The sequence below is a fragment of the Photorhabdus caribbeanensis genome, from assembly GCF_018448885.1.
In the GTDB taxonomy this organism is placed as follows: domain Bacteria; phylum Pseudomonadota; class Gammaproteobacteria; order Enterobacterales; family Enterobacteriaceae; genus Photorhabdus; species Photorhabdus caribbeanensis.
In genome coordinates, this window is sequence record NZ_RCWB01000017.1 from 1 (window position 1) to 24763 (window position 24763).

Consider the following 24763-nt stretch of genomic DNA (forward strand, 5'->3'; position numbering starts at 1 on the left):
GCCGATACGGCCCCCACATCCCCGGCATTCAAACTGACATCCCCAGTCAAAGGTTTCCCATTAATTTTCCGACTATTTGGCACAGCACTTTTCGCCAAATTCACCGTTTCCATCAAACCAAGGTTTTTTATAAACTCACTTTTATTAGGGATATCTGCGCCATTTTGGTTTTTTGCCAATCTGCTATTAGCATTATCTGTAGCCCTGTTTGCTTCATCATGAGCATTTTTAGCTGCTACATTTGCCGTATTTGCAAAATCGTATGCTTCCTTAATTGCTTTTGGCGTCGCAGCTAAGGTTTCACTTGTGCTATTTGTCGCACTACTCAGTTGTATAATCCCTTTCTGAGTCAATGAGGCATCAGAAACACCACTCAATTTGCTCTCAGCAATTTTTCTAACATCGTGAACCGCTTTCGGCGTTGCCGCTTGATCTTCTCTGTCCGAATTTGTCGCACTGTTGAGTTGCGATATGCCCTTCTGCGTCAGTGAAGCATCAGGGATTTCCGTAGTAATTTTATGTTTTAATGCTAAATCCAATTGCGCTACGAGTTTCTCCAGATCACCATCATCCATAACGTCTTCACCAGTTTTTTCCGCAATATATTTCCCAATTACGGCAGCAATAACCGAAGATTGGCGCCAAACTTTATTTAAGCGCTCACTCCTTGCTATTCCTGATTTAAAACCCTCCTCAATAAAATCTGAACTTTCATATTCTTCTTGTGATAAAGTATTCGCGTTTTCACCAATGGCAAATGCTTTAAAATCACTTTTAGCCATTTCTAACCCTCCACTATATGGTAATTAACCGTTATACCCATAGGTTTAAGTGAGAGATAACCCTGATGGATGATTTCTTTCGTTATCGTACTGATTGATTTACCTTTAATAGTTACTGTGAATGACATATCCAAGTTATCTTCGAAGGATACCGATAGGCCATTATTTGAATGAATAAAACTCAGGATGTTATTAAGTGACCCAGCCGTTCCATCCCAGTTATTTGCGCCTATTTTGGCTTTGATGACGATCCGATAATTATCGTCATCCAGTTTGATATAACTTTTATCACTGTCAAACCGCCCTTTCCATTGACCACTATCAAATCCCAAGTCAGTAATATCAAAGGAGAAGTAATAGGATTCAATTGGGGTTTGGATCATTCGATTTCTTCCTACCCATTCTCCAATAATATCAAGCTGTTTGCCCACCGCTTTATCAAGGTCAAAACTGCTAATTAGTAAATCTGTTGTCAGCGCATTCTGGTTGAAAATATCAGTCACAGCTTCAAGCGTCCTGACATATTTTTTACCTTCCATGTGATATGCAGGAATCAATTTCATATATTTGTTCATTCGAGCACCGTTACTATTTTAATATTTTCAGGTGAACACGTCGGAGCTTGATTAAATGCGATGTCAATGTTCGCCGTTCCGGTTGTCGATGCTGATTTTCCCACTGTCACAGATAGTACTTCATATGTCTGTCCACCGTTTTTGTTGCATAAATTTGCCGGTACAAATAAGCGCGTAACATATATTCCATCACCGATATAAAGGGATTTTATATAGTTAGATATTTCGTTACGAATATTATTGCCAATATCTGATGTATATCCGATAAAGGGTTTAATGTGTATTTCAACGTAAATTGGCACCAGTGTAGGGCGATAGAAGTTAATCGTTTTTTTATTGCCATAATCATCGGTAATCGTTTCAGAGGTGGTGCCAAATGTCGGTATACCCGGCGTTTTCTTTATCAGGATGGTCCGAGCAATCTCTTTCGAGTCTCCACCATCAATGACAAGTGCAATGCTATGAGCAGGTATGCCGTTCTCATCCGTTTTGTCCGAGTCGTTGTCATATCCCCGGTAACGTGAAACCCCATGCAGGTTGGCAATTGCCCCCACCAGTCCATCCATAATGGTTCTCGAAGGCAGCGCAACGGAAACCGCTTGCCGTATTCTCAGCTCTATATCGGTTTCAATTCCCCGACCAAGTGTAGCAGCAACCGGGTTCGTCACGGTTTGCCAGCCCAATGTCGGCGTAGCAATTTGGTTAACCGTGTGAGGCAATGCGCCAATAGCGCCCGATTTTTGACAAACCGCCGTCACAATTGCTTGCCCGTGTGTGTCTATAATCACTTCATCCGGTAGCGACCAAGTGTTTCCCGCATCATCCCGGACGGAAGCGTTGCGGATAACCGTACCCGCTCGACCTGTAACCAAAACATCCACCGTTGAGTTACTAGAGCTTTTTCTGGTGATGCCGTTGATTTTGACATTACGGGAAAGCCCTTCACCCACCGCGGTTGTCGGGCTAAATGAGTTATAGGAGGCAATGGTTGCGTTATTACAACCGTGAATAACGTATGCTATCAACGATAAAAAAACACCGTCTTTACTGTCAGATTCAATGTAAATATCGTCCCCATAAATATCCCTGAATATCGTCTTCCAGCTATTCAAGATGGTTTGATAATCAGGAGCATTGATCCCATTTTTATCAATAGCAGGTAACATGGTGTTGATAATACTTTCATACATCAGCAGTTACTCCTGTCTGGCCATAAATCGTGTCAATCGTGACTGTAATGGTGATTTTTCTTGTTTCAGGGTTTCTTGCACTGCGGTATTGGGTAATGCGCTCTACACCCGGCGTTTGCAGTATTCGCTGTCTAATAATCAGGTCATAAAAACCCGATGTGCCTTTACCCAATACGCTGTCGTAATCTGTCCCCTCTCGGTTATCAAGAAACCATTCTCCACTACGCAGCATCAGGCGAGTTTTCACCGCTTGTGCGACCGCTTCCGGTGAATTGATAAGAAAACCCGCCTCTCCACGACCAAATACATAGTCGTTGTCAATTTCTCTTCGATATCTCATTGAGGTTTCCCCGTCTTGCCGCCGCCTGATTGCACACCACTATGTACATGGTTTTTAAGGCTAATCCCTGCCGCTGTCACATCATTACTCACCGTGACTGGGCCTTGCATGGTTGCGGCGCCGCCACCAGCGCCCATGCCCTGTGATAAGTTGCCGTTAATGGTGACGTTGCCATTTAGGATGATGTCAGGTGAAGTAATTTCAGTGCTGCCATTAGCTGTAGCGATAAGTTTTGCCGGTGTGATAACCGTGATGTTATGGCTGTTGGGATCGAGTTCGATATACGCCGCACCATCATCACTTCTCAGTTGCGCGGTGTGAGTGCTGATATTAGTTATTTTTTGCTGCTGAGATTGTGGGCCAACAATCGCAAATCCATCGGATAAGTTATGCTGCCTGGGGTCCACCGGCTCTTGTACTCCGCCAGATTGCCACCAATAATCGATGCAACGATCAGCAAATACGACTAAGCATTCATCACCGGCTCTTACCGGGAAGGTTAACGTTACGCCACCTCCCCTTGGGAATATAACCGGCACATCCACTAATAGCGGCAAGGATACCGATTCCAGCTCCCCATCTTTTTGCCTGATTTTCCATCTGATGGCCGGTTGCGCGGTAACTGTTACCGCATCAGCATCAAATGATTGAATAATGCAAGGCAAAGAGACATACAATCCAGCGCTAATCATTTCTTGCATAGCAAAAAAGACCGCTTCGGGTCTATTGAGTCGTTCGTCAGTGTTTATCATTCGCTCTCTGCCTTATCCTTCTTGTGAGTTGATTGATTCAGCAAAGTATGATCACTCTTGGCGATACACATTATTGTCATGTACCACTCTGTTTCGCGGGTATCGCCGGAGTACTCCACATTGAAGGCAATGTAATCACCGTCAGCGTCCAACATTGCCGGTTGTGTTTTTGCATCCTTATGATCGCCAGACTGAGCAGCTTGTTTAGTCGCCGGATCAACCGGTTTGATTGAGCGATTATCCAGTCGGATTAATGCACCCGGGCGGATATTCGGATTAATTAAGCATTTAACGTTAATACCTGAGCCAATAGTTTGTTCAGGCATACCAATAAGACCTGTTTTTGATGTAAGGACAATGGCTTCAGTTAAGTATTTATTTTTGGGTACAATATGTAGCTTGTTATCTTCATAGCGCCAATTAGCATCACATTGTTTTGCCAGATTAGAAACTTCATTGCGGTGCATGCCAAAAAGCACTTTTCCCCTGGGTGATGCTGATTTACTGAATTCAGGGCGTAGACCTGCCGTAATGCCATATTTGGCAATATCACGCATTAGCAAATGATCTAAATCTGCTTGCGAATACCCAGCCGCAATGGTGGTATTCACGGTCGCGTAATTATGTGCTTCATCCCCGTCCGCTGCATGAATCACAACACAAGTATCCGTTGCGTTGTCTCTTTTTACATACGTGTACTGAATTTGGCCTGAGAATATTTGTCCTGAGTTCTCCTTGTAACCCGCCACAAATTTAATCTTTTTAAATTCATTTTTACGTAATTTATTACTGGTTTCGTTATTGAGGTTATATATAGTAAAAATACCGGTAGCAAGATTGGAAGATTCCGTTCTGCTAATGTTAAATGTGATTTTCAGGTCTGATAAATTTACTTTTTCGCCATCTTTGTCTACAACGATAAGGTGGCATTCTCTTATCCATTGTTTTGACATAATTCACCTAATTAATAGAAATAAAAGAACCGCAATTAAGCGGCGTATGTAATAAATCATGTGAAACTAAAAATTTCAGGCTTATAAACGACAAAGGGCACTATTACTAATGCCCACTAATAAGGAGTGTCATCACCTCTTTACTGTACTTGACTTCCTGCTGCCAAAAATCTTATCTCCCCAAAGAGACATATTATAAAAATTTATGCTACCGCTTTTTTACTACTACCGCGCAATTTTCCCTGCTGTTCACAACATGCAACCTTGCATTCAAAAGCGTCTGGAGCTGCTTTCTTCAAAATATCAACAGCCGCACCCATTCTTACAAATACACCTCTTGTATCGAACCTGACTTCTTTCTTGGATACGCTTTGCTCTTTCATATGTACCTCTCAGGGAGTCTCTCTAGCACTTTTTATTAAGGATAATCGTCATATCACACTAACAGGCCTATCTATTATTTTTATAACAAAATTTTATATCGTCATTGCAAATGATAGCCATTCTCGTTATTGGGCACAATTTTTTATCATAACCACTTTGAAATTATATGTTACTCTCATCAAGTTAACTTACTACAAAGTATAACCTGTCCTCTTTACCAAGATTATTCCTGAAAGGTTTCTCCTGATTTATATCACCATAAAAAATTAATGAGCCGTTAAAACCAAGATGACGATATTGTTCCAGTAAGTCAACCCCAAAAACCAACGGAAAACCTGTGACGATAAATTCACTGTCCGGCGTCATAATATCCAAAATCCAACCCGCAATATCACGCCACATTAATCTCATTTTATAGTTAATGCCATTTAGCTGAATATCGAATTGCTGATTTTGAGGTGATAAAGGAATTTCTACAACCCTAGCCATTTCTTACCTCGCTCTATAATAAAATCAAGAATAATTTTTGGCATTGATGGCTTCACCGTAACTTTAGCTCCCATATTAACTACAGGTGCTGTATCTTCAGGATTTTTCATATTGTCCGCCGGAGCGGCCTTATTCGGTGATGTTTCAACAATAACAATTTCACGTAGGTTTAAAACCACCGATAGAACATTTTCACTGGTTTTATCTGTTGTGACACTGATATCTTTAATCAACATATTTTTATATAAGCGCTTCCCCGTTACGACATCAAACGGTTTATGTGATGCTCTCAGGTCAAGTAACTGTTGATATATATCACGCGGACTGGTTCCAAGGCTCAGTCCGGTAGATATATCAAATACCTTTGTTGTATCAATAATATCAAGCAGCGAACCACCACCCGCGAAACCTAAATCCATTCTCACTTCTGATGGGTTGTCATAAGCATGATCACTGAATGTCACCCCCTGCTGAACCGGATGATCAGTGATATTCGATACATCGGTATGGGTTTCTGAAATAACGACACTCGGTACAATAACACCTATCTTTCTCTTTTGCTGAGAAAACATAACTGATAATATATCCATTGTTATTTCACCTGTGTTTGCATATTTCTAAGCAGCATACTGTAAGTACGTTCTACCGTTTCTCCGGTTAGTCTTGCTGCTTCTCTAGGGGATTCAACACCGTTGACTTCAATATAATAATTGACTTCTCCTATTCCCTTCATATTATTGCTGGCAGATATTGGCGCACAATGTAATAAAGCGGGTGTAAGTTTCTGATGATTCATCATACTGTTGATGTTTGTCACCGCACCGTTGATCATTCGGTGATCAATGGAAATATTCTGCAAAGAGTGAGCGACATGATTTAAATGTCCAACCAGTTTTGTTGGTTTATTCGCTGACGATGGCACTCCGATAATCGCTGTTTTGGTATGCTCTGATAAATAAGGATTATTACTACTTGCCCCCACCATCATGTTATCAATCAATCTTTGTATCACATCAGAATTAGCCAATTTCATCATGCTGACTTTAGGATTATCTTTATTAACTGGCTGATTATTTTGTCCATCTGTTACCGCTTTATCTGACTTTTGCATGACTATAGGAGCATTACCAGGAGTATCTGCTGCAAATTGAGAATGTCCTTTCGGAAGGGTACTTTCTTCACGTTTATCTACCCAATTCCCTTTTTCATCCCAATAAGCATTACCTTCCCCAATCAGAGCAGCACAAAAATCATGCCAAGTTTTCGCGGTCCTAATTCGCTGAAAGTAGTCATATCCACCAAAAGTCCGATTAAGTGCTTTATCAATATATGGCTCTGATACAACAGCAACTGCCCCTGCAACGCCCGCTTTACCTAACATTCCACCTCTGGAGACAGATTTTGACACTTTAGCCAAATTAAGAATCGCACTTGTCACACTGGATATTCCTTTGATCATCTTCGCAGCCCATGTCACTGCAATGAAGGTCGCAAATCCCTTTAATACATTTTTCCAACCACCAACGGCCTTAGCACCCTGATTTATCCAACTAGAGATTTTTTCAATGGCTTTAAGGAATTCATTAATAGAGGGTTTCCATTTATCCCAATCAATAAAATGCTTACCGCCCTCTTTCCAAACCTTATAGTCTTCATAAAGCAAGAGCAACGCCGCTGACAGTGCAGTAATCATCCCTATCGGCGAAGTCATGAAGGCTGTATTTAAGATTTTCCACGCAAATAGTAAGCCGCCTAGTGCTTTAATAAGCGTTTTTGTACCGCCATCCAGTCTGTCCCACCAGCCAATTAAATCACTAATCGCTTCACCGACGCGACTGACCAATAATGTTATGTCATCAGCCAGATTCAATATGACATTCATTACACGAGTAATAACCTTTTCTATTCCAGGGAAATTACGCAGGATAGTTTGTTGAAATGATTCGACTTGCCCAGTCAATCCCCCCGCCAAATCCGCACCTATTTTTTCTTTTATCATCCCAAACAAATTATCTAAAGCATTCATGCGCGCTATAAATTGGTGAGATTGCTGTGTTGCTTTAGTCGGGTTATAACCTATGGTTTTCGTCATGTCCTGATATTCAGAGACATATTGACCAATCCCACGACGCATAGCCATCAAGGTACTTTCATCAATACCCAGTTTGCGGGCGTATCGATTAGCTCGATCCATCGGCATTTTCGATAACTGTTCACCCACCTGCGCCACCAAAGATGCTGTATCCCGAAGGTTGCCATTTACATCTCGGGTTTGAACGCCAATGTTCCGCAATAATCCTTCACCACCTGGATTTTTATGTAGGAAATTGGCAACACCCTCAAGAGATTGATTAAACCCTTCAACACTTCCGCCTGCTTGACTGACGGCATAACCAATGGCTTTAATTTTTTCAGCCGTTGCACCTGTTTTCTGTGACTGCCAGTAAAGTTTATCCAATCCGTTAGCAACTTGAGTGGTGAAATTAATAACCTCTAGTGCTGCGTTTTTAATTTCCTCCCCCATTTTGAGAACATTAGCCGTGACTTCGGTAATAACAGCCATAAATTTACGCTGTCCGGCTTCATCAACATCAAACTTAAGCGATCCCAAGAAATCTTTAGTTGTTTCAATGTCATTGCTCATTTCGCCACCTCTCTATCATGGCCTCATTTTCCGATTTAACATCAAGGGCATCATTCATCAATGCAATATCAGCCAGATCAAGAACGCTATTTTTCAACGATTCATAACGGCACATGCCCGCAATGACCGGGCGTAACAGATAATCACGCCCTTTCGGGAGGGTTTCAAAATTTAAACTGACTTGTCCTGGAATTACACTGCGTTCTCTAATGGGGCGGGAAAAAAATTTCCCAATGCGTCTCGAATAATAAAACCGACAATTTTCAGCAGTTCGAAGCCGTTGATGTCATCGAACATCAATACCTGTCCATCAGGTTCATAAATCCGACTCCAGATACCATTTTGTTCACGAGAAACCACCGATAAGCAAATATCATTAATTTCATGTCGGTTTGATTTTCCTAACGCGTTGATGGATTCCACCAAATAAGGGAGCACTTCTTCAAAGCCCGCTATCCCATCATCACTTTTAGCTGTCACGATCTTTTTCATCAGCGGCCCAAGTGCCGGAATAGCCGGCGCCAAAGCCACTGCTAAATCCTGTTGTTGAAAAGCGTTTAGTTTACCACTGCGATATTTTTTGCCATCAATTTCAAATTCCATGATCACTTATCCTCAAGCTCGCTCAAACTACCGCAGCATAAGTCCGATGTAAAAATAGAGACAAATGCTGCGGCAGATTTAAAGGTGATTTAAATGGTTGTGAAGTAAGCTGGTTAGAATGTGCCTAACATAATGTCGATTTTTCCGCAATCAAATACCCAGGCAACGGTATTACCTGCTTTGCTATTCTGCAAATCCGGTTGTTTCTGAAAGGCAACGGAACGGGCAACAGCAATGTCGTTACTTTGTTTATTGCGAATAACAATCACGTTATTACCCCATGCCGCCGATGAAAGTGATTGCGCACTAAGCATCGCGTTCAATTTGGCGTTTACTGAACTGGTCTTAAGTAAATTCACCGTGATAGTTCCTGACTTGGTTGCATGCAATGAATGCATGACTTCCCCATCTGCACCGGTGGTCATGGTGTTTTTACTCTCCAACATGGTGACGGTAATTCCCTCATCCGAGAGAGCGGCGCCGTTGCCAAGATCAAAAGAGCCACCGACTCCAGTAATAGAAGCAGAAACATCAAGAAAAGAATATGTAGCCATTTTCAACCCTTATCTGTTTACATTAATAATGACATCAGCGTAGTGAACAGCGCCTGCTAATTTAATCGCACACTGAATAACCGGTGCTTTTCGTGCTTCCCTATCAGCCTGTGCCTGTGTCGCAATTGGCGGTGCGTAAACGTAATAACCTTTGGTTAATGTTGCACCCGTATCCAATGCGCCAATTGGATCGCCACCCCATACGCCATGAGCGATTAATCCGTTTGTCACCGCCTGAGAAAGTGACTGTTCAATGTTGGTGATTAATCGTGTGACACCTTCATCAGTCTGTGGGATCTTGCTGGTACTGGTGTAAAGCAAGTTATAAAGATTGTTCTGAACGTAGTTCTGCAACCAATCCAGACCGTGGCGCTCATCAATGAAATCCCCATTCGCCATGACGCCTTCCTGAATAATGGCCGTATCATTGCTGTATTTAACAAAAACATTACCATTTATCCCTTTCAACACATTGGCTTGCGTTGCGGTGAGGTTTTCTGCGGTTACAGCAGGTTCCTGTTTAAATTTCAGAGTAATGGTGGTGTTATTACCGTTGAAATTGACCGTAAACATACGTCCAAATAGAGAAGCAACAGTGTAGGATTTACCGGTTGAATATTGCCAAAGTGTACGTCGATAGTTTCTCTCTTTTAATTTTGAGCCGATATCAGTTTTAACATCAGCATCCAAGACATCCGCTTTTTGCACTGTATGTCCATAGATGCGGGAAACAGATGCGGACTCAATGTAATCAGCAACAGAGAGAATATCTTCATCCGTCAGAGAGTCATCAGCGATAACCAATCCATACCAGCCGCTGGATACCGATCCCAATGCTGCCACCGCCTCAGCAATGGTTTCTGCTTTGGTAGATTCGATAGCGGTAGCTCCCGATATTTCATCCAGCTTTAATAAATCACCAATATAAGTTCCCGTCGTTGCCGGTGAAACATAGCCAACCGCACCGACAGAATTCGGCATAACAGCGAAACGCGAAGAGGAGCTATCATATGTGACTGAACAATCTTTCAACTTATCCGCCACCCGTTGGGCCACACCATTAAGATTGCTCTCTTTACTCAAATCGATGCCACTGTATACCGTCTCTTTACCGTTAATCGTTAATTTAAAAGAGCCATCGGCGACGGCAGTAAATTTGTTAATAATTTGCTGCTGCTTAGTCAATACTGCCCCTTGTAAAGAAGAGACCACGTTGTCCTTAGCCCACCGACCAATATATAAATCAACCGGACGGGGTGACTGGGAATAATAAAGCGCTGCGGCCTGATATTCTGGTGAACTCAATCCAAAATCAGCACCGACACTATCGATATCCGAATACCGGCGCAAACGCTCGTGAGGGTTGATCACGTTGCTTGCACCGATGATCAGTAACGCACCAAAGTTCCGGGACTGAGCCGCATGAGGAGCCATATTCAACGTAACATTGATAATGTTTGAAACAGGTAAACCCTGCATAATTTAATCTCCTAAGAATTTGACAGGCGCTTCCACCAGTGATTTAACACCGTATTCACGCACCACTTTTCGCCGCAAGGTGATCGTCATGTCATAACGACGCACCCTCTGGTTATTGATAAGTTCCGGTAAAGAAGTCAGCCGACTGAGTTTGTCTACTGAAAGACCGAAACGTTCTAATTCGTCATTGTTCTGACTGACCGCCACCCCGTCACGAAAACGAGCACCGTACCGCTGGCTATTCGGGCCATAAAAGGAAATCAAGCACACAATTTCTTCATGACGCCATAACTTGGTTCCTTCATCAGTCTGTTTCTCAAAAGCAGGCGAGGCATCCGAAATAAAATCCGTGATAACAAAATCACACCAATCATCATCTGCCGGTAACTGAGACAGTTGTGCTGATATCCACTGAGAACGCACTTTATCGTCAGGCAAACCAGAAACACCTCCCAGCCAACGACTCAATATGTGCTCCAACTCATCATCGTACTCAGGCCCAGATGTGACAGGTGTTAACCAACCAGCTTTATCACTACCGTTGCTCATCAAAAATACCTCCATCAAACAGCAATAACTCACCTTGTGCCTGGATAAACTAAGCTCTGTTGAAGGCTGAGTTCCCAACACCAAGTGATGATTGATTCAATAGGGATACCGACCGCGAAAAAGGTAAAAAAATATGCGTAAGCGATTCGCGACGAAAAATACGAAAAAGGCCGCAACACTGTGCGACCTTCGACAATTATGATTTAAATTTTTACTTATTTATCGGAGTGCAATTAAGAAGATACTTAAGGTTCACTCATACCAAATAGAGTTGAATCGGATAACAGGAATTTTTTAGACCGAATTTGATGGCTTAAATCCTAATTTCCCCCCATTGCCCTGCAATATCCAAACGAAAAAAGCCCCGATATTTCTATCAGGGCTTATTCGCAACTTTAACTGATTAATACACTACCATAGTTTTTTGCGTACGCACAAGCTTTTTGTGTTTTTGTACTTCATCATCCATTTCTAACTTAATATCAAGCATAGCCAAACATCCTTGAACAAAACTTTCTCCCTTTTGCAACCGGGAACGTACTTCAATATCAGGCACTTTAATTAAACGCGCGATGGACCGTTTGGAAAGCCCTAAAGCGTAGTACATAAATAAAACTTCAATTTCTTCAGATTTCCCTACCGTCTGTAACTTTGCGATACAAGCATCGATGATCAAGCCATCGTTATCACAGCAGGAAGGGCGTAATGAACGAGTTGACGCAATCAGACCTTTAAATCCAGCAGCGATCGGTGGCCAATTAACGCCTGTAGCATCATCAACCCAACCGCCCCAACACTCTAAAACTTGTTGAATATTGCGCATATATTTTGACCTTAACTTTTAGTAACAAATAGTAGTAAAAATTATTTTCATGATGGTCTCATGCATCCATGCATTCGGCATTATAACAAATTTCTCATTCTCTATTTTTGTGTCTCTCTGCTACGTAACTACGTCGTTTAAATATATCTGTTTACTTAGTCTATTAAATAAAAATCGTAAAAAATCCCTATTCTAGACCAAGCTTAGTTTCAGAGGAAAACACATAAATATCGTTATTAATACGGATGACCATAAAGTGTTTCTCTTCCTCATCTACGTATTTATTATACAAATTTATAATCTTCATTTAATCCTCTAATGTACCTTCCTTTAAAACGCTTAGCGCCTAAAGCAACACGCATGTTCTTTATTATTGATCAAGAATTTTCAAGCAACATAACACCCCCTTTTTATTATGAGATGAAAAATGCATTAAATAAAAAATAGCACAAATTTTTTATCTCATGGATATTTAAGTGTAAAAAATATTTTTAATCGACTTTGAAACCCGTCATAAAATGCCGATTAAGAGTGGTTCCCACACCTATGTTGAAAGCCCAGAAATCAGCTTGTTTACATGGTGATAGACAACAAACTGGTGCAAATGTGAGATCGCAACAATCCTATTCCAAATATCTCCATCAGATTAGACCAGACATTTAAGATATCCACAGAATTAATGTTGCTAGCGATAAATTACCGATTATCAGGTAAATATCTACGTGAAAAGTTTTAACACTGTCAGATATATTCTCTTCTGAACAATGAGATTTTTAAACTCATGCTATTCAGTAAATAGTTAACAAAAATACTCTTCTGATCTGAAATTGCTTTTATTTAATACTCTGTTACAACATCAATATCTTCTGCTATTTTCTACCCTATCCCATCTTATTTTCAGCTCTCGCCAGACCAATAGATGGATACATGCCGATAGCAAATATTTTTTTGATACCCAAAATGCTAATATTTTTCTCTGTTAGTTTTTACAAGTGAAAATAAATCCACATTATCCGAAAGTCTGATATATTTTATTTTTAGTCACTCTGTTTCATTCGATCTTCCTGACGATGAGTTTAACTATACGATAAATTCACGCACCAATTTAAGCTGGAAATCATAATAGAAAATAACAAAATTCACTGGATATACAAACAGCATTATCTGAAATGATGGCAAGAAAAAAGCCGTTACCTTCTGAAAAGGTAACGGCTTCTTATTGATTTGGTGCCGGCTACCGGAATCGAACTGGTGACCTACTGATTACAAGTCAGTTGCTCTACCAACTGAGCTAAGCCGGCGTACTTTAGGGCTAGCCCCTGAAAGCGAGCGCAGTATATTACAACCCAATGCAAACAATCAAGCATAAATAATAGATTATTTAAAAATATTACCAAAACACCTATCATTAGTGACATGCGCAACGGCATACCATGATTTGAAGTCCTACTAACGCAAGACTACTGCCGCAAATCCTCAAAATGCTTTAATTCCTTATTATGATACAACCGACGATCTGGTTATTTTTAACATCAAAAAATCGCTCATTTACTGACAAATCAGAAATACTAACAAAATGTTTTATGATCGTTGCGGCCTATCAGAAAATAACCACTGCTCATAAAGCAACCTTGTCGTTCAAGAGCAGTGGAAAAATTTAAACATTCAAGAGGTAAGCCATAATAGCTTTTTTATCATTATCTCATTGTCAGAATCACAATTTTTCCACTTTACTTTGAATTATTACCACTGGGAAATAGTTGACTGCTATAAATGCAATGTGATATTTAAATTAGACGCAAATCAAAAAAACTAAACCAGGTATGCGCTAATATTAGGTGTAAGTTAAATCATTTCTATAGGTTATTATAACTCAAAATTATTGATTATGAGGTAAATTATGTTGGGCAAAAATAACTTAATTGCACATCAAGTCTTATTTACCTTCAAGGATGGAATAAGCTGGGATAGTGAAAAAGCTATATTAGCCGAGAAGGTGACTTTAAATCATATAAATGAGATAAGTGAAATAAAAGGATGGTTTTGTGGTCGCAGTACGGTTGATAGAAAACAATCAGTTGACTTTAGTTTAATTGGTTACTTTGAAAGTTACGAAGACCTGAACATATATATGCATCATCCCGATCATATAAAAGGCGTAGTGCTGTGGAAAGAAATAAGTACATGGACAGTCTCTGATATTATTATCGATGTAAATAAGTTGATAAATTTCACTCAATTAATAGGAAAGTCGTATGAAGTTTGACGAAAACCTACATAAAAGTGTCGTCGTTATCGCTGATAGTCTGCCTCTTGGGTTAGCCATGAATGCACTGAGCGTCATTAGTGTTTCAATTGGTAGAAATATTAACGGCATTGTAGGGCATGATGTCTTTAGTAAAGATAGCATTTGTTATCCCGGTGTCATTAAAACGCCTTTGCCTATTTTGAAAGCAAGCCATGATGTACTAGATGCTATTCATAATGAATTAAAATCTAACGATAATTTTAAATTGAGCCCTTTTTCCTGTTTAGCGCAATCATGCAGAACATATGAGGAATACGAAGGAAAATTATCTGCTGAGCATTCCGATGAATTGAAGTTATCAGGAATCGGCATAGTTGGACCAAAGAAAGAGATCAATAAACTCACTGGCAACTTACCACTTTATAAATAACCAGGTAGCATATATGTATTCCATTTTTAGAACTGATCTTCATGAATTAGGACTGAAGTACCTTACCGAATTAAAAAGATATCTGTCTGGCGAGATAGATATCCCCGCATTGGAAAAAATACAATATGAAAAATTGAAAGAAATCATAAACTATACGAAGAATGGTTCAACGTTCTACCAAGATCGTCTAAACGCAATAAACCCAAATGATGATGATAATTTATCCTCATTTGTTGAAAAACTGCCCTTTACCACAAAATTAGACTTAAGTAAGGCAGGAAATACGATATCGTCAGATAGCTTGAGTCATGCTTGGATATATTATGAAACCACAGGAACAACTGGGCCATCAACGCCTTGTCCTCGCAATGAAACAGATTCTTTAGTCAATAACAGCTTCCTGACCTTGCAATATGAGTCTATTTTCAATCAGGAAGGTAAACAACACATTATTGGCGTGATGGGTCCAACGGAATTGCACTCCACTGGAGATACCTTTGAGGATGTATTTCGCAGTTTAGGGCATACCGTTATCAAAATGTGGCCTCGTTCGCCCGTTGTTGGCATGCACAGAGTACTCAGACTGATACAAGATCTGAAAATAACCGCTTTAGTTTGCACACCTGCGGTCGCCGCTGAGTTGCTAAAATATTGCCGGAACAATGCATGTGACGCAAAAGAATTAGGTATCGAGATCATCTTAGTCCTTGGCGAACTTATTACGCCAAATAGATTAAGGAATCTATCTCGGAATTGGGGCGCTAAAATTTACAACTGCATGTATGCCTCACAAGAAACGTCAATTCTGGCAGCTTGTAACGATACTAATAAGCTTATTACTATTCCATATAACAATTATTACGAACTCATTTGCCCTTTTACTCAGCAAAAACTCAATGTTGGTGATAATCACGTTGCTGGTGAATTAGTGATTACCCATTTGTATAAAGGGAATAAACCGCTGATTCGATACAAAACCGGGGATATGGTTCGGTGTAAAGCAATAGGCTTAAATCAATGGGAAATAGAACCCATCGGTAGAGTAAAAGATGTATTAGTATTAAACAATGCTAATGTATATGCTTTTGATATTGAAAATGCCATCTTTGAAGAACTTGAATATTGTTTTGAATATTTTATTGAAATCAATAATACAGCCGGTACAGATGAGCTTAAGATCACCTTAGAGCCATGTGACGAATTAAATGATGCGTCACTCATTAGTAAGATAAAGCAAAAAATGGAATCCAAATTCAATATGAATGTCGACATCCATGTAGGAGATGTTGGCGGGCTTATTGGAACCGCGGCAATGGTAAGCTGGAAAGCCGCACGTATCCATGATTTGAGAGATGATACCAATAATATTGAACGAAATTCAGCTTTAGAGATCATGAAAAAGAGGGCAACTAAATGACAAACAATATCGTTAGCCCAGTTAACAAAGATTGGATCGTATTTCTAGATGGGGAATATCTCAATTTTAGCAATGCGACCTTTCTTGCCAATACCCAAGCGTTAAATTATGGCACCGGTATATTTGAAGGGATTCGAGCTTATTGGGATCAAGACAATAACCAACTGAATCTATTTAGAGTGCATGAGCACTATGAACGGTTAATCCAATCAGCTAAAACATTAAAAATCGAATTGCCCTATACCAGTCAGGAGCTAACCGACATTACTAAAAATATCATCATTAAAAATGGTTTCAAACAAGATATTTATATCAGGCCATTAGCACTTAAAAAGTCGTTAATGCCGGGTGAAAAATTTGGCGTTAAGCTAAGCGGCGTAAATTCAACCCTCTGTATTAACGCTTTACCTATGGGCGCTTACGCTAAAAAAACAGATTTTAAATGCCTTATTTCAAAATGGCGACGTGTATCAAATGCGGCAATTCCATCATCGGCCAAAATTACCGGCACTTATGTTAATTCCGCGCTTGCTCATGAAGATGCCAAAGAAAATGGATTTGATGATGCTATCATGTTGAATGAACAAGGCATGTGCGCAGAAGCAAGTACATCAAATGTTTTTATTGTTAAGGATAATTGCGTTATTACACCATCGCTTAGCGCTGGCATACTCAATGGAATAACCAGACAATCTGTTTTCGATATTTGTAAATTCCGCAATATTCCCTGCATTGAGTCAGAAATTCAACAAAAGGATCTCTATGAAGCAGATGCCTGCTTTTTAACAGGTACTGGCCTTGAAATATCAATTGTTTCGCAAATAGACAATGTGTCATATAGACAAAAAGAAGATTCTATAGCCAATGTTATTGCCAAAGATTATCAAGAAATAATCAGAGGCAGAATAGATAAATTTTCACATTGGTTAAATCCGGTTTATTAGTGTAATTCCAGGAGAGACATCATGGAATGTGTTTTTTTTAGTTTCTACAAAGATACATTTGATGTTCTAAATATTGCTACCTTAGGCCCATCAGGTACAAGTAGCGAACAATCCGCTATTCGTTTTGGTGAATTTGCTATCAAAAATAACGTCGCCAAAAGTTACCAAGTGGTTTTATGTAGTACTTACGAAGAAGCAAGTAATCAAATTATTTTAAATCACTGTCAGGCATTGGTGGTAGCCAATGCTTATTATAATATCAGTGAGTTTTATATGGATAACAGGTTTAACTTGTCATCCGCATTTTTAAACTACACGCCTAATTACGGTATCGCTATTCGTGATGAATTAACTAAAGATAATATCGTCATTGCAACCCATCCGGCGCCAAAAGCTTTAATCCCAGAGTTGTTGCCTGATAATCTAAAAATTGCAGATATCATTTTTAAAGATTCAACCAGTTCAGCGGCAAAAGCAGTCGCCAATTCAGAAGTAGATGCCGCACTCACGACAGAAGTGGCGGCAAAATTACACAATTTAAAATTTATTTCTCATATTCGACCAATTCAAATGCTTTGGTCAGTATTTACAGCCGCCTAAAAGCTAATGTTGCTTTAAAATAGGCAAATATATAGAGGTTATTATGTCTTTACTTACACTACACACTATTGCTACCACACCTGAAAAAAGTAAAAAATTACTTCAAAGCTCTATTAATGACTTCGGCTGGATACCTAACCAAAGTGGTTATATGTCAGAATCCCCTTCACTATTAGCCGCTTACCAACGAGCACACGATTTATTTATTGATAGTTCACTAAATGAAGAGGAAAAAGCTGTGGTGTGGATTACAACCGGCATAGAAAATGGTTGTAATTATACAATTCAAGCACACGCTTATATTGCAATTCATAATGGCGTGGACAAAAAAACGGTTAAGGCATTGATTGAAAAAACCGACGATCTCTCTCCACGATTATTGGCACTGCGTGAATTTACCAGAGAGGTTATTTACTGCCGGGGACAATTGAAAAGAAGTGCTATTGATCTATTTTTAAGCCGTGGTTTCAGCAAACAGAGTATGTTAGACGTTGTGTTAGGGGTTTCTCAAAAGAATATGTCGACAATTCTCAATAGTATTGCCGGAACTGAAATTGATGATAAATTCAAGCTGGACGAACTTTAACTGATATTGAAAGGCATCAATATGCTTTATGTCGATAAAGAAACCGTTGCACGTTATTTGACGATGGAACTTAGTCTTAAGCTAAGTGAAATAGCATTTAAATTGCAATCGGAGAAAAAAGTAGAACAACCTTTACGCAATATCGTTAAAGGCGAAGACGGCTTAATGGGCACTATGCCGATTTATATTAAGGAAGGGCCATACAAAGGGTTTGGGTTAAAGTCGGTAGTCGTAAGGTTTCAAAGCAACAGCGATAAACCTTCACACATCGGTAGTGTGTTGGTTTACGACGAGCCAGGTGTTTCAGGGATTGCAGCGGTAGATGCCGGCGCTATCACAGAAATTCGCACAGCCGCCGCTTCTGCCTATGCAACCCATCTGCTTGCCGCAAAGGATGCCAGCCGGTTGGCGATACTTGGCACTGGCTTACAAGCAAAAGCACATTTGCAAGCCATGTTATATGTGCGCCCGATTAAAGAAGTCACTTTATGGGGTCGTAATGCAGAGAGATGCCGGGAATTTGTCACATGGTGTGATAAAACACTCAATCTTCCCATTTCGATCAAAGCCTCACCTGCTGAGGCTGTACTCAATAGTGACATCATTTGCACAACCACAGCATCGCGTGCCCCGATACTCAATAGAAAAGAGTTACCGGTTAAATGTCATGTCAATGCCATTGGCGCTTCGGCCCTGGGGTTTCAGGAACTTAGCGAAGATATGTATAGCAATACAACCCTATTCACTGATTCCAATGAATCGGTACTTGCCGCCTCTCAATCTGTTATTAAGGCAAGGGAGAAAGGTATTATTAATGGGTCAGACATTGGAATAGAAATTGGTACCGTTTCTCAATCTCATTCCAATTTGTGCGATCAGGGTGTAACTATCTTTCAATCCGTTGGTTTGGCTGTTCAAGATATGGTATTTTCTCGGGAGGTCATTCGACAACTAATAAAAATGTCTTAACTGTTTTGGATGAAAATATGCCAGACTTAAGACGTTCAGCATTAGAAAAATGTCGTTATTGTCTATACTAAAAAGCCGTTATTTGTCACTTGCATACGCAAGTGACATTTTTATGTTCTGTTACTTCAAAGTGTTATTTTGAGAGGAAAGATATGCTAGAAGTGTCACAAATAGTAACCTATACAGCAGCACTGACTGTTGCTGCGGCGATACCAGGCCCGGGAATGGCAGCATTGGTTGCCAGAAGTGTGAGTAGTGGCGCATTAGCGGGATTTAGTGTGTTGTTTGGCCTGATTATAGGTGATCTAACTTATTTGTCCTTTGCTGTTTTTGGCTTGTCTATTATCGCGCACAGTTTTGACACCTTATTTGCTGTGGTAAGATGGGGTGCCGCATTGTATTTGGGTTATCTGGCGTGGCAGTTCTGGTTTGCCGATCATCAATCCATTGGTGAAGACCAACCAATTAAGAAAAAGGAGTTGGCTGCGGCATGGTTATCTGGTCTCACTCTGACGCTAAGTAACCCTAAAACGATTGCCTTCTATCTCGCACTATTACCTTTGGTCATTAACATGGAATCTATCTCGTTGCAAAACTGGGGGCTCATGTTAGTACCATTGACAGTTCTTGTCTTATTCAGCGTAGGGGCTGTATTTATTCTCGGTGCTCTCAGTATTCGACATCTGTTATCAAGCCAACGAGCACAACGGATTTTATTCAAAGGTGCGGCTGTCATTATGTTCGTAACCGCTGTAACTATGCTGTTCAAATCCAATTAAAAAAGTTTAATTTCCTATCATTTCCACGGTTTTATTGAACAAGAATCCGTCCTGAAAAACCATTCTTGTCAATAAATCGTGGACACACCATAAATCACAATTGCAGACACAACTCGCCCCCAAAAGCCACAGCATATACTTATAGTTGAAGCTTGATAGATTTCTGGTCAACCGGGCTGCGTACTTTCATCCCCCGTCATTTATCGTTCAATAGATGAATAAACCCGCACCAATGACCTGTGATATACATTAAAATGCTGACAATAACAGGAATAAAAAATATGGCTATACGTAAACCGATTGTTTCTCTTGAAAATAATATCCACGCCCCATTACCGACAGGTGATGCCGTTGGGGCAAATTCAATTGCCATTTCTACAGAAGCAAACAACATATTAAAAGCAGGCAGTGATAATGGGTTGTTTGTCGCGCAAACCGCTACCCGTCCTTATATGCGTTGGGAAATTGGGCATACTGCCCAACCGAATAATGGTAAAGGTATCGATGAAGGTAGCTATTACCGCCTGGATATGTCCCTGGCATATAGCGGTTCTATTCCTGGCTCTATCATTACATATGACAAATATCTGCAATTGCCAGGGGGTATTTATCTGGTCCTGGTTGACTGCACTCTTTCTGTATCCTCAAGTGCCACCGGCTTACATCGGACATCATTTATGACGTCTACCGAATACGGTTTTCCGGGTGTATATCAATTAGCGGTGAGGAATTTTATAACCCTGAACGGCGCTACCATTTACACTTTTCCTATGGTGGGATCAATTAACAGTTGGGGAGCACCTTATAACAATACGGGAACTTTTGCTTATGAAAAAGGCCCAGATGGCAGTGCCTCTATGAATGGCCATCTTATGGTCATGAAAATGGATTAATTATTATCTGAATGGCATATGGAAATGAAAAAAACCCTACGCACTTTCTGTGCGTAGGGTCACTATTTGGCGGAAGGATAGAGATTCGAACTCTAGGATGGTTTCCCATCGGCGGTTTTCAAGACCGCTGCCTTCGACCGCTCGGCCATCCTTCCATGACGCGGGATTATGCTCCTAACATGATAATATGTCTAGTCTCTATCGTAAAAATTCTATGATTTTTTTACTGTTCGCTCAATCCTCAATCTACAATATCCTTTCCAGCCCCAATCCTGCTAAAATTAGCCCAAATAGATCGAATCATGAGATTCACCAATTTAACGAGCTCGCTAAACAGCCAAGCAATTATTAAGGCTTTTACTCAACGAATGTATAACAAACAATTTTCTATTAATTCATCAACCATAAACCGTTACTACGGTCTGTTCATTATTCTGCTTTTTGTTTCTCTGTTTTTATACAGTTATAACTACTTCAATGCCTGGCTAATGGGGAAAAAGTATGCACTAAATAGTGTTGCAACCAAAATAGTATTACAGATAGAAGATTATCGTTACCACGCTAACTCTATCTTTAAACAAGCCAATAGTTCATCTTTTAGACCACAAGAATTCGTCACACCGATGAAGTTACGACCTGATGTTTACTGGCTTGAGAATCGTTATCAAACTATCGACACGATTATTTTTGGTCATCATAGCGCTGCAAGTGTAGAGTTGGCACAACGCCTCTCCAATTATATGGAAATTTTGTGGGGCACTCGCAATGAATACAACTCCATGTACTATCTGAATGGTAAAGACAACAGTCTGTTTCTGATAACAACTCATTCTATTCTTAAACCAGAATTGAGATTTAAAGAAAGTTATCTAACACTTACCGCCGAATCAAAACGTTCAGAAATGCTGATGCAATCCACCGCGTTAGATGAACGGGAAAATATTTCATCAATCCGTAAGTTAAATGGCGCAAATATCTATTTTTATACTTACCGGGCAACATTCAATTCACCGGGTCAATTGGCAACAGTTATCGCTTTCGATTTGCCTATTTGCCATCTTCTTCCTATTGATATGGCAGCAGCAAATTTCAGTTTATTGTCAGATGACGAACAACCCCCTCATGAAATCAATAAAGTTAATATCTCACAGAATGGTTTCTGGCTCGAATTTTCTCAATCACTCAAAGGCACACAATACAAACTGTTGTATCGGATATCACTCAAAGATTTGCTAATCGATTTGTTATACAGAAACATCTGGTTGTTACTGGCTGATTCCGTATTTATTATCCTCTCTTTAGGTGGGCTTATCTACATTCGTAGAAAATATATCGCTCCAAACGCCCTTATGAGTCACGAATTACAAGTCAAGGATGCGTTAAGCCACGATATTATCTCTAATATCCCGGTTGGCCTACTGATTTACGATTTCTCGATAAATCAAATAATTATGTGCAATAACCTTGCCGATCATCTGTTGCCGAATGTCGATTTAAATAAAATTAAGATGATGGCAAAGCAACATCATGGTGTCATTCAAACATCAATTGATGATTCAGTCTACGAAATTAAAATGTCCAGCATTCGCTTGTTGCCAGAAACTTATCTGTTTTTACTGCAAGATAAAGATCAGGAAGCATTAATTAGCAGGCGTTTACAACTTGCTCATCTGGAACACGATAAGAGTGTACAAGCTCGGCGTTTTATGTTGACCAACATTCGTTCTGAGTTAAAACAACCAATAAAGGAATTAGATCATATCGCTTACCAACTGAAACAAATTCTCACAGAAGAAAATAGTGTTCGTATCGTCGATAATTTATTAACTAAATCCGAATATATATCCGACTGGATCGAGAATATTTCATTACTCAATGAATTAGAATCAGGTGAATGGCAAGCAAAAAATGAATCGTTTTCATTATCAGTCATTTTAGAAGATATTATTAAAAAGGTGTTTCCTAAGATGAATAATAAAGGATTAAATTATTATTATCATTGTAATATTAATCCTGAATCACTATTTATTGGCGATAGTACTGCCATCAGTAAGATCATCCTGATGTTAGTCAATTACGCAATCACACTCACATCTTATGGCAAAATATCTCTTATCGTTAATTATTCTCAGGAATACAAAGAACACATTCAAATCGAAATTATAGATACAGGGGCTGGACTTAATTCAACAGATTTAACAAATTTGAATTATCCATTTTTAAGCAAAGCCACAGGTGATAGATATCAATCCAATTCAGGACTGACCTTTTATCTATGTAACCAATTATGTAGAAAATTAAATGGTCATTTTACAATAAACAGCAAACCCCACTTGGGTACGCACTATGCTATCAGTCTGCCCTTAATCATCGGCCAAGACCAATGCCCGCCGCTACTGGAAGACATTACTGCCTTGCTGGATATCAGCAATACGGAGATCCGTAAGATTGTGCAAAATCATCTGCATCATTATGGCGCTGTTTACTTCGATAAAAAGCAAGAAAATATGAATCGAGAATACGATATCATGTTGACTGATAAACACTACGATTTGGCAAAATCGACTATATTACTGGTTGATAATCTGGCCGGTTTTGAGCAGATAAAACCTGACTATATTAGGTGTAACTACAATCTGGGTGAAGCGGTTATCAATGCCATTTCGTTATTAATTGAGAGAAGTTTCAGTTTTAACGAGTTTAATGCAAATGCTGAAATGCCAGCATTTAACGATGAAAGCAGTGATTACGATTTTGGCAATGTCATAAATAGTTATCAAAAACAGCTGATTGATAGCGATTACCGACAATTATTTGTCGAGACAGTACCGATAGATATTAATAAGCTGTATACTGATATAGAACAATATGATCTGATATCGCTTTCGCAGACAGCACATCGCCTGAAAGGCGTCTTTGCTATGTTAGACCTAGAACTCCTCAAACTTTCTTGCGAAACACTGGAACAACACATAACAGACAGTAACGAAATAGAGATTAAGAATAGCATTAGCCGTATTGAGTCCTTCACCAAAAGGCTATTGCAGCAGGGTAACTAATAGATGAATAACCTTAACGTCATTATTGCTGATGATCATCCAATTGTCCTGTTTGGCATCCGCAAATCACTTGAGCGGCTTGAATGGATCAACGTTGTCGCTGAGTCGGAAGACTCGACCACATTGATCAACAATCTGTCCTGTATTAAAGCAAACGTATTGATCACTGATCTGTCTATGCCTGGCGACATATACGGCGATGGAATCAATTTGATTAAATACATCAAACGCCATTATCCCAGACTATCAATCATTGTTTTAACCATGAACAATAATCCAGCAATCTTAAGTGCTGTACTCGAACTTGATATTGAAGGCATTGTCTTAAAACAAGGAGCACCAACAGATTTACCTGATGTATTGACGGCCCTGAAAGAAGGGGAAAGATTTATGCCAGACAGCGTTTCTGAGCTGTTGAAAAAAGTGACGAAAGCCCCCTACGGAGATAAGCCATTATCACAAAAAGAGAGTGAAGTTATACGTCTATTTGCCCAGGGCTTTTTGGTGACAGATATTGCCAAAAAACTGAAACGCAGTGTCAAGACTATCAGCAGCCAGAAAAAATCAGCTATGGTAAAACTGGGAGTAAATAACGATATTGCATTACTTAATTACCTTGCTTCTGTCACTATCGATACAAACGATAATGTTCAGTAGATACCGCTCGTTATTTTAATATGAAAGTCGTCCTGATGCCCGGTAACTATCTGTTTGTACCGGG

27 protein-coding genes and 2 tRNA genes are annotated in these 24763 nt (G+C 39.8%); 11 read left to right on the forward strand and 18 right to left on the reverse strand.

Annotated elements, in window-relative coordinates; genetic code table 11:
- The 17 genes from EAE90_RS12565 to EAE90_RS12640 form a co-directional block, all read right to left on the reverse strand.
- Positions 1-782, reverse strand: a 782-nt coding sequence (locus EAE90_RS12565; RefSeq protein ID WP_214053785.1) for a tail fiber protein, incomplete at its 3' end; no start/stop codon positions are given.
- 2 nt (positions 783-784) lie between these two features.
- The gene (locus tag EAE90_RS12570) at positions 785-1357 is read right to left on the reverse strand and encodes a DUF2612 domain-containing protein (protein ID WP_214053786.1); all 573 of its coding nucleotides are present in this window, start codon (positions 1355-1357) and stop codon (positions 785-787) included.
- Entirely contained in the window at positions 1354-2547 is a 1194-nt protein-coding gene (locus tag EAE90_RS12575; RefSeq protein WP_214039864.1) for a baseplate J/gp47 family protein, read from the reverse strand. The genes EAE90_RS12570 and EAE90_RS12575 overlap by 4 nt, the downstream gene beginning before the upstream one ends.
- A complete protein-coding gene (locus EAE90_RS12580) occupies positions 2540-2887 on the reverse strand; it encodes a contractile injection system sheath initiator (RefSeq protein WP_036780989.1) in 348 nt (115 codons plus the stop codon). The genes EAE90_RS12575 and EAE90_RS12580 overlap by 8 nt, the downstream gene beginning before the upstream one ends.
- Positions 2884-3639, reverse strand: coding sequence for a phage baseplate assembly protein V (locus tag EAE90_RS12585; RefSeq protein ID WP_214053787.1), 756 nt, complete (start codon positions 3637-3639; stop codon positions 2884-2886). Before EAE90_RS12585 ends, EAE90_RS12580 begins: the two co-directional genes overlap by 4 nt.
- Positions 3636-4592, reverse strand: a complete 957-nt coding sequence (locus EAE90_RS12590) for a phage protein (protein ID WP_036780994.1) — start codon at positions 4590-4592, stop codon at positions 3636-3638. Before EAE90_RS12590 ends, EAE90_RS12585 begins: the two co-directional genes overlap by 4 nt.
- A 203-nt stretch (positions 4593-4795) precedes the next feature.
- Positions 4796-4975, reverse strand: a complete 180-nt coding sequence (locus EAE90_RS12595) for a hypothetical protein (RefSeq protein WP_214053788.1) — start codon at positions 4973-4975, stop codon at positions 4796-4798.
- A 184-nt stretch (positions 4976-5159) separates the two neighbouring features.
- Positions 5160-5465: a phage baseplate plug family protein gene (locus tag EAE90_RS12600; protein ID WP_214053789.1), complete on the reverse strand. Its 306-nt coding sequence runs from the start codon at positions 5463-5465 to the stop codon at positions 5160-5162.
- On the reverse strand, positions 5450-6055 hold the full coding sequence (locus EAE90_RS12605; protein ID WP_214053790.1) for a phage baseplate protein: 606 nt from the start codon (positions 6053-6055) through the stop codon (positions 5450-5452). Before EAE90_RS12605 ends, EAE90_RS12600 begins: the two co-directional genes overlap by 16 nt.
- Before the next feature lie 2 nt (positions 6056-6057).
- Positions 6058-8109 carry a phage tail tape measure protein gene (locus EAE90_RS12610; RefSeq protein ID WP_214053791.1) on the reverse strand — a complete coding sequence of 684 codons (2052 nt, stop codon included), beginning with the start codon at positions 8107-8109 and terminating at the stop codon, positions 6058-6060.
- Positions 8099-8224, reverse strand: coding sequence for a DUF6889 family protein (locus tag EAE90_RS24275; protein WP_255417038.1), 126 nt, complete (start codon positions 8222-8224; stop codon positions 8099-8101). The genes EAE90_RS12610 and EAE90_RS24275 overlap by 11 nt, the downstream gene beginning before the upstream one ends.
- Before the next feature lie 77 nt (positions 8225-8301).
- Positions 8302-8712, reverse strand: coding sequence for a phage tail assembly chaperone (locus EAE90_RS12615; protein WP_036781004.1), 411 nt, complete (start codon positions 8710-8712; stop codon positions 8302-8304).
- A gap of 113 nt (positions 8713-8825) precedes the next feature.
- A complete protein-coding gene (locus EAE90_RS12620) occupies positions 8826-9266 on the reverse strand; it encodes a DUF3277 family protein (protein ID WP_214053792.1) in 441 nt (146 codons plus the stop codon).
- Positions 9267-9275: 9 nt separating this feature from the next.
- On the reverse strand, positions 9276-10745 hold the full coding sequence (locus tag EAE90_RS12625) for a DUF3383 domain-containing protein (protein ID WP_214053793.1): 1470 nt from the start codon (positions 10743-10745) through the stop codon (positions 9276-9278).
- A 3-nt stretch (positions 10746-10748) separates the two neighbouring features.
- On the reverse strand, positions 10749-11297 hold the full coding sequence (locus EAE90_RS12630; RefSeq protein WP_422615994.1) for a phage neck terminator protein: 549 nt from the start codon (positions 11295-11297) through the stop codon (positions 10749-10751).
- A gap of 400 nt (positions 11298-11697) precedes the next feature.
- Positions 11698-12117: an antiterminator Q family protein gene (locus tag EAE90_RS12635; RefSeq protein ID WP_036814949.1), complete on the reverse strand. Its 420-nt coding sequence runs from the start codon at positions 12115-12117 to the stop codon at positions 11698-11700.
- Positions 12118-13342: 1225 nt separating this feature from the next.
- Positions 13343-13418, reverse strand: a tRNA-Thr gene (locus EAE90_RS12640).
- Positions 13419-14017: 599 nt separating this feature from the next.
- Between EAE90_RS12640 and EAE90_RS12645 the strand changes: the two genes are divergently transcribed.
- The 9 genes from EAE90_RS12645 (at position 14018) to EAE90_RS12685 (ending at position 20983) form a co-directional block, all read left to right on the forward strand.
- Positions 14018-14383, forward strand: a complete 366-nt coding sequence (locus tag EAE90_RS12645; RefSeq protein WP_214053795.1) for a Dabb family protein — start codon at positions 14018-14020, stop codon at positions 14381-14383.
- A complete protein-coding gene (locus EAE90_RS12650; RefSeq protein ID WP_214053796.1) occupies positions 14373-14795 on the forward strand; it encodes a DUF2000 domain-containing protein in 423 nt (140 codons plus the stop codon). Before EAE90_RS12645 ends, EAE90_RS12650 begins: the two co-directional genes overlap by 11 nt.
- Before the next feature lie 13 nt (positions 14796-14808).
- A complete protein-coding gene (locus tag EAE90_RS12655; protein ID WP_214053797.1) occupies positions 14809-16212 on the forward strand; it encodes a phenylacetate--CoA ligase family protein in 1404 nt (467 codons plus the stop codon).
- Positions 16209-17156, forward strand: a complete 948-nt coding sequence (locus EAE90_RS12660) for a branched-chain amino acid transaminase (RefSeq protein ID WP_214053798.1) — start codon at positions 16209-16211, stop codon at positions 17154-17156. The genes EAE90_RS12655 and EAE90_RS12660 overlap by 4 nt, the downstream gene beginning before the upstream one ends.
- Positions 17157-17177: 21 nt before the next feature.
- Positions 17178-17756, forward strand: coding sequence for a prephenate decarboxylase (locus EAE90_RS12665; RefSeq protein ID WP_214053799.1), 579 nt, complete (start codon positions 17178-17180; stop codon positions 17754-17756).
- Between the two features lie 43 nt (positions 17757-17799).
- On the forward strand, positions 17800-18342 hold the full coding sequence (locus EAE90_RS12670) for a carboxymuconolactone decarboxylase family protein (protein ID WP_214053800.1): 543 nt from the start codon (positions 17800-17802) through the stop codon (positions 18340-18342).
- A gap of 21 nt (positions 18343-18363) precedes the next feature.
- Complete coding sequence (locus tag EAE90_RS12675; protein WP_036781028.1) at positions 18364-19311, forward strand: ornithine cyclodeaminase family protein; 948 nt, start codon at positions 18364-18366, stop codon at positions 19309-19311.
- 152 nt (positions 19312-19463) lie between these two features.
- Positions 19464-20090, forward strand: a complete 627-nt coding sequence (locus EAE90_RS12680; protein ID WP_214053801.1) for a LysE family translocator — start codon at positions 19464-19466, stop codon at positions 20088-20090.
- Positions 20091-20371: 281 nt separating this feature from the next.
- A complete protein-coding gene (locus EAE90_RS12685) occupies positions 20372-20983 on the forward strand; it encodes a hypothetical protein (protein ID WP_214053802.1) in 612 nt (203 codons plus the stop codon).
- Between the two features lie 67 nt (positions 20984-21050).
- Here EAE90_RS12685 and EAE90_RS12690 read toward each other — a convergent pair.
- Positions 21051-21138, reverse strand: a tRNA-Ser gene (locus EAE90_RS12690).
- Positions 21139-21351: 213 nt separating this feature from the next.
- Between EAE90_RS12690 and rcsD the strand changes: the two genes are divergently transcribed.
- Together rcsD and rcsB are read left to right on the forward strand one after the other, a co-directional pair.
- Complete coding sequence (rcsD, locus tag EAE90_RS12695) at positions 21352-24042, forward strand: phosphotransferase RcsD (protein ID WP_214053803.1); 2691 nt, start codon at positions 21352-21354, stop codon at positions 24040-24042.
- A 3-nt stretch (positions 24043-24045) separates the two neighbouring features.
- Positions 24046-24699, forward strand: a complete 654-nt coding sequence (rcsB, locus tag EAE90_RS12700) for a response regulator transcription factor RcsB (protein ID WP_036781035.1) — start codon at positions 24046-24048, stop codon at positions 24697-24699.
- The last annotated feature ends 64 nt before the right edge of the window (positions 24700-24763 follow it).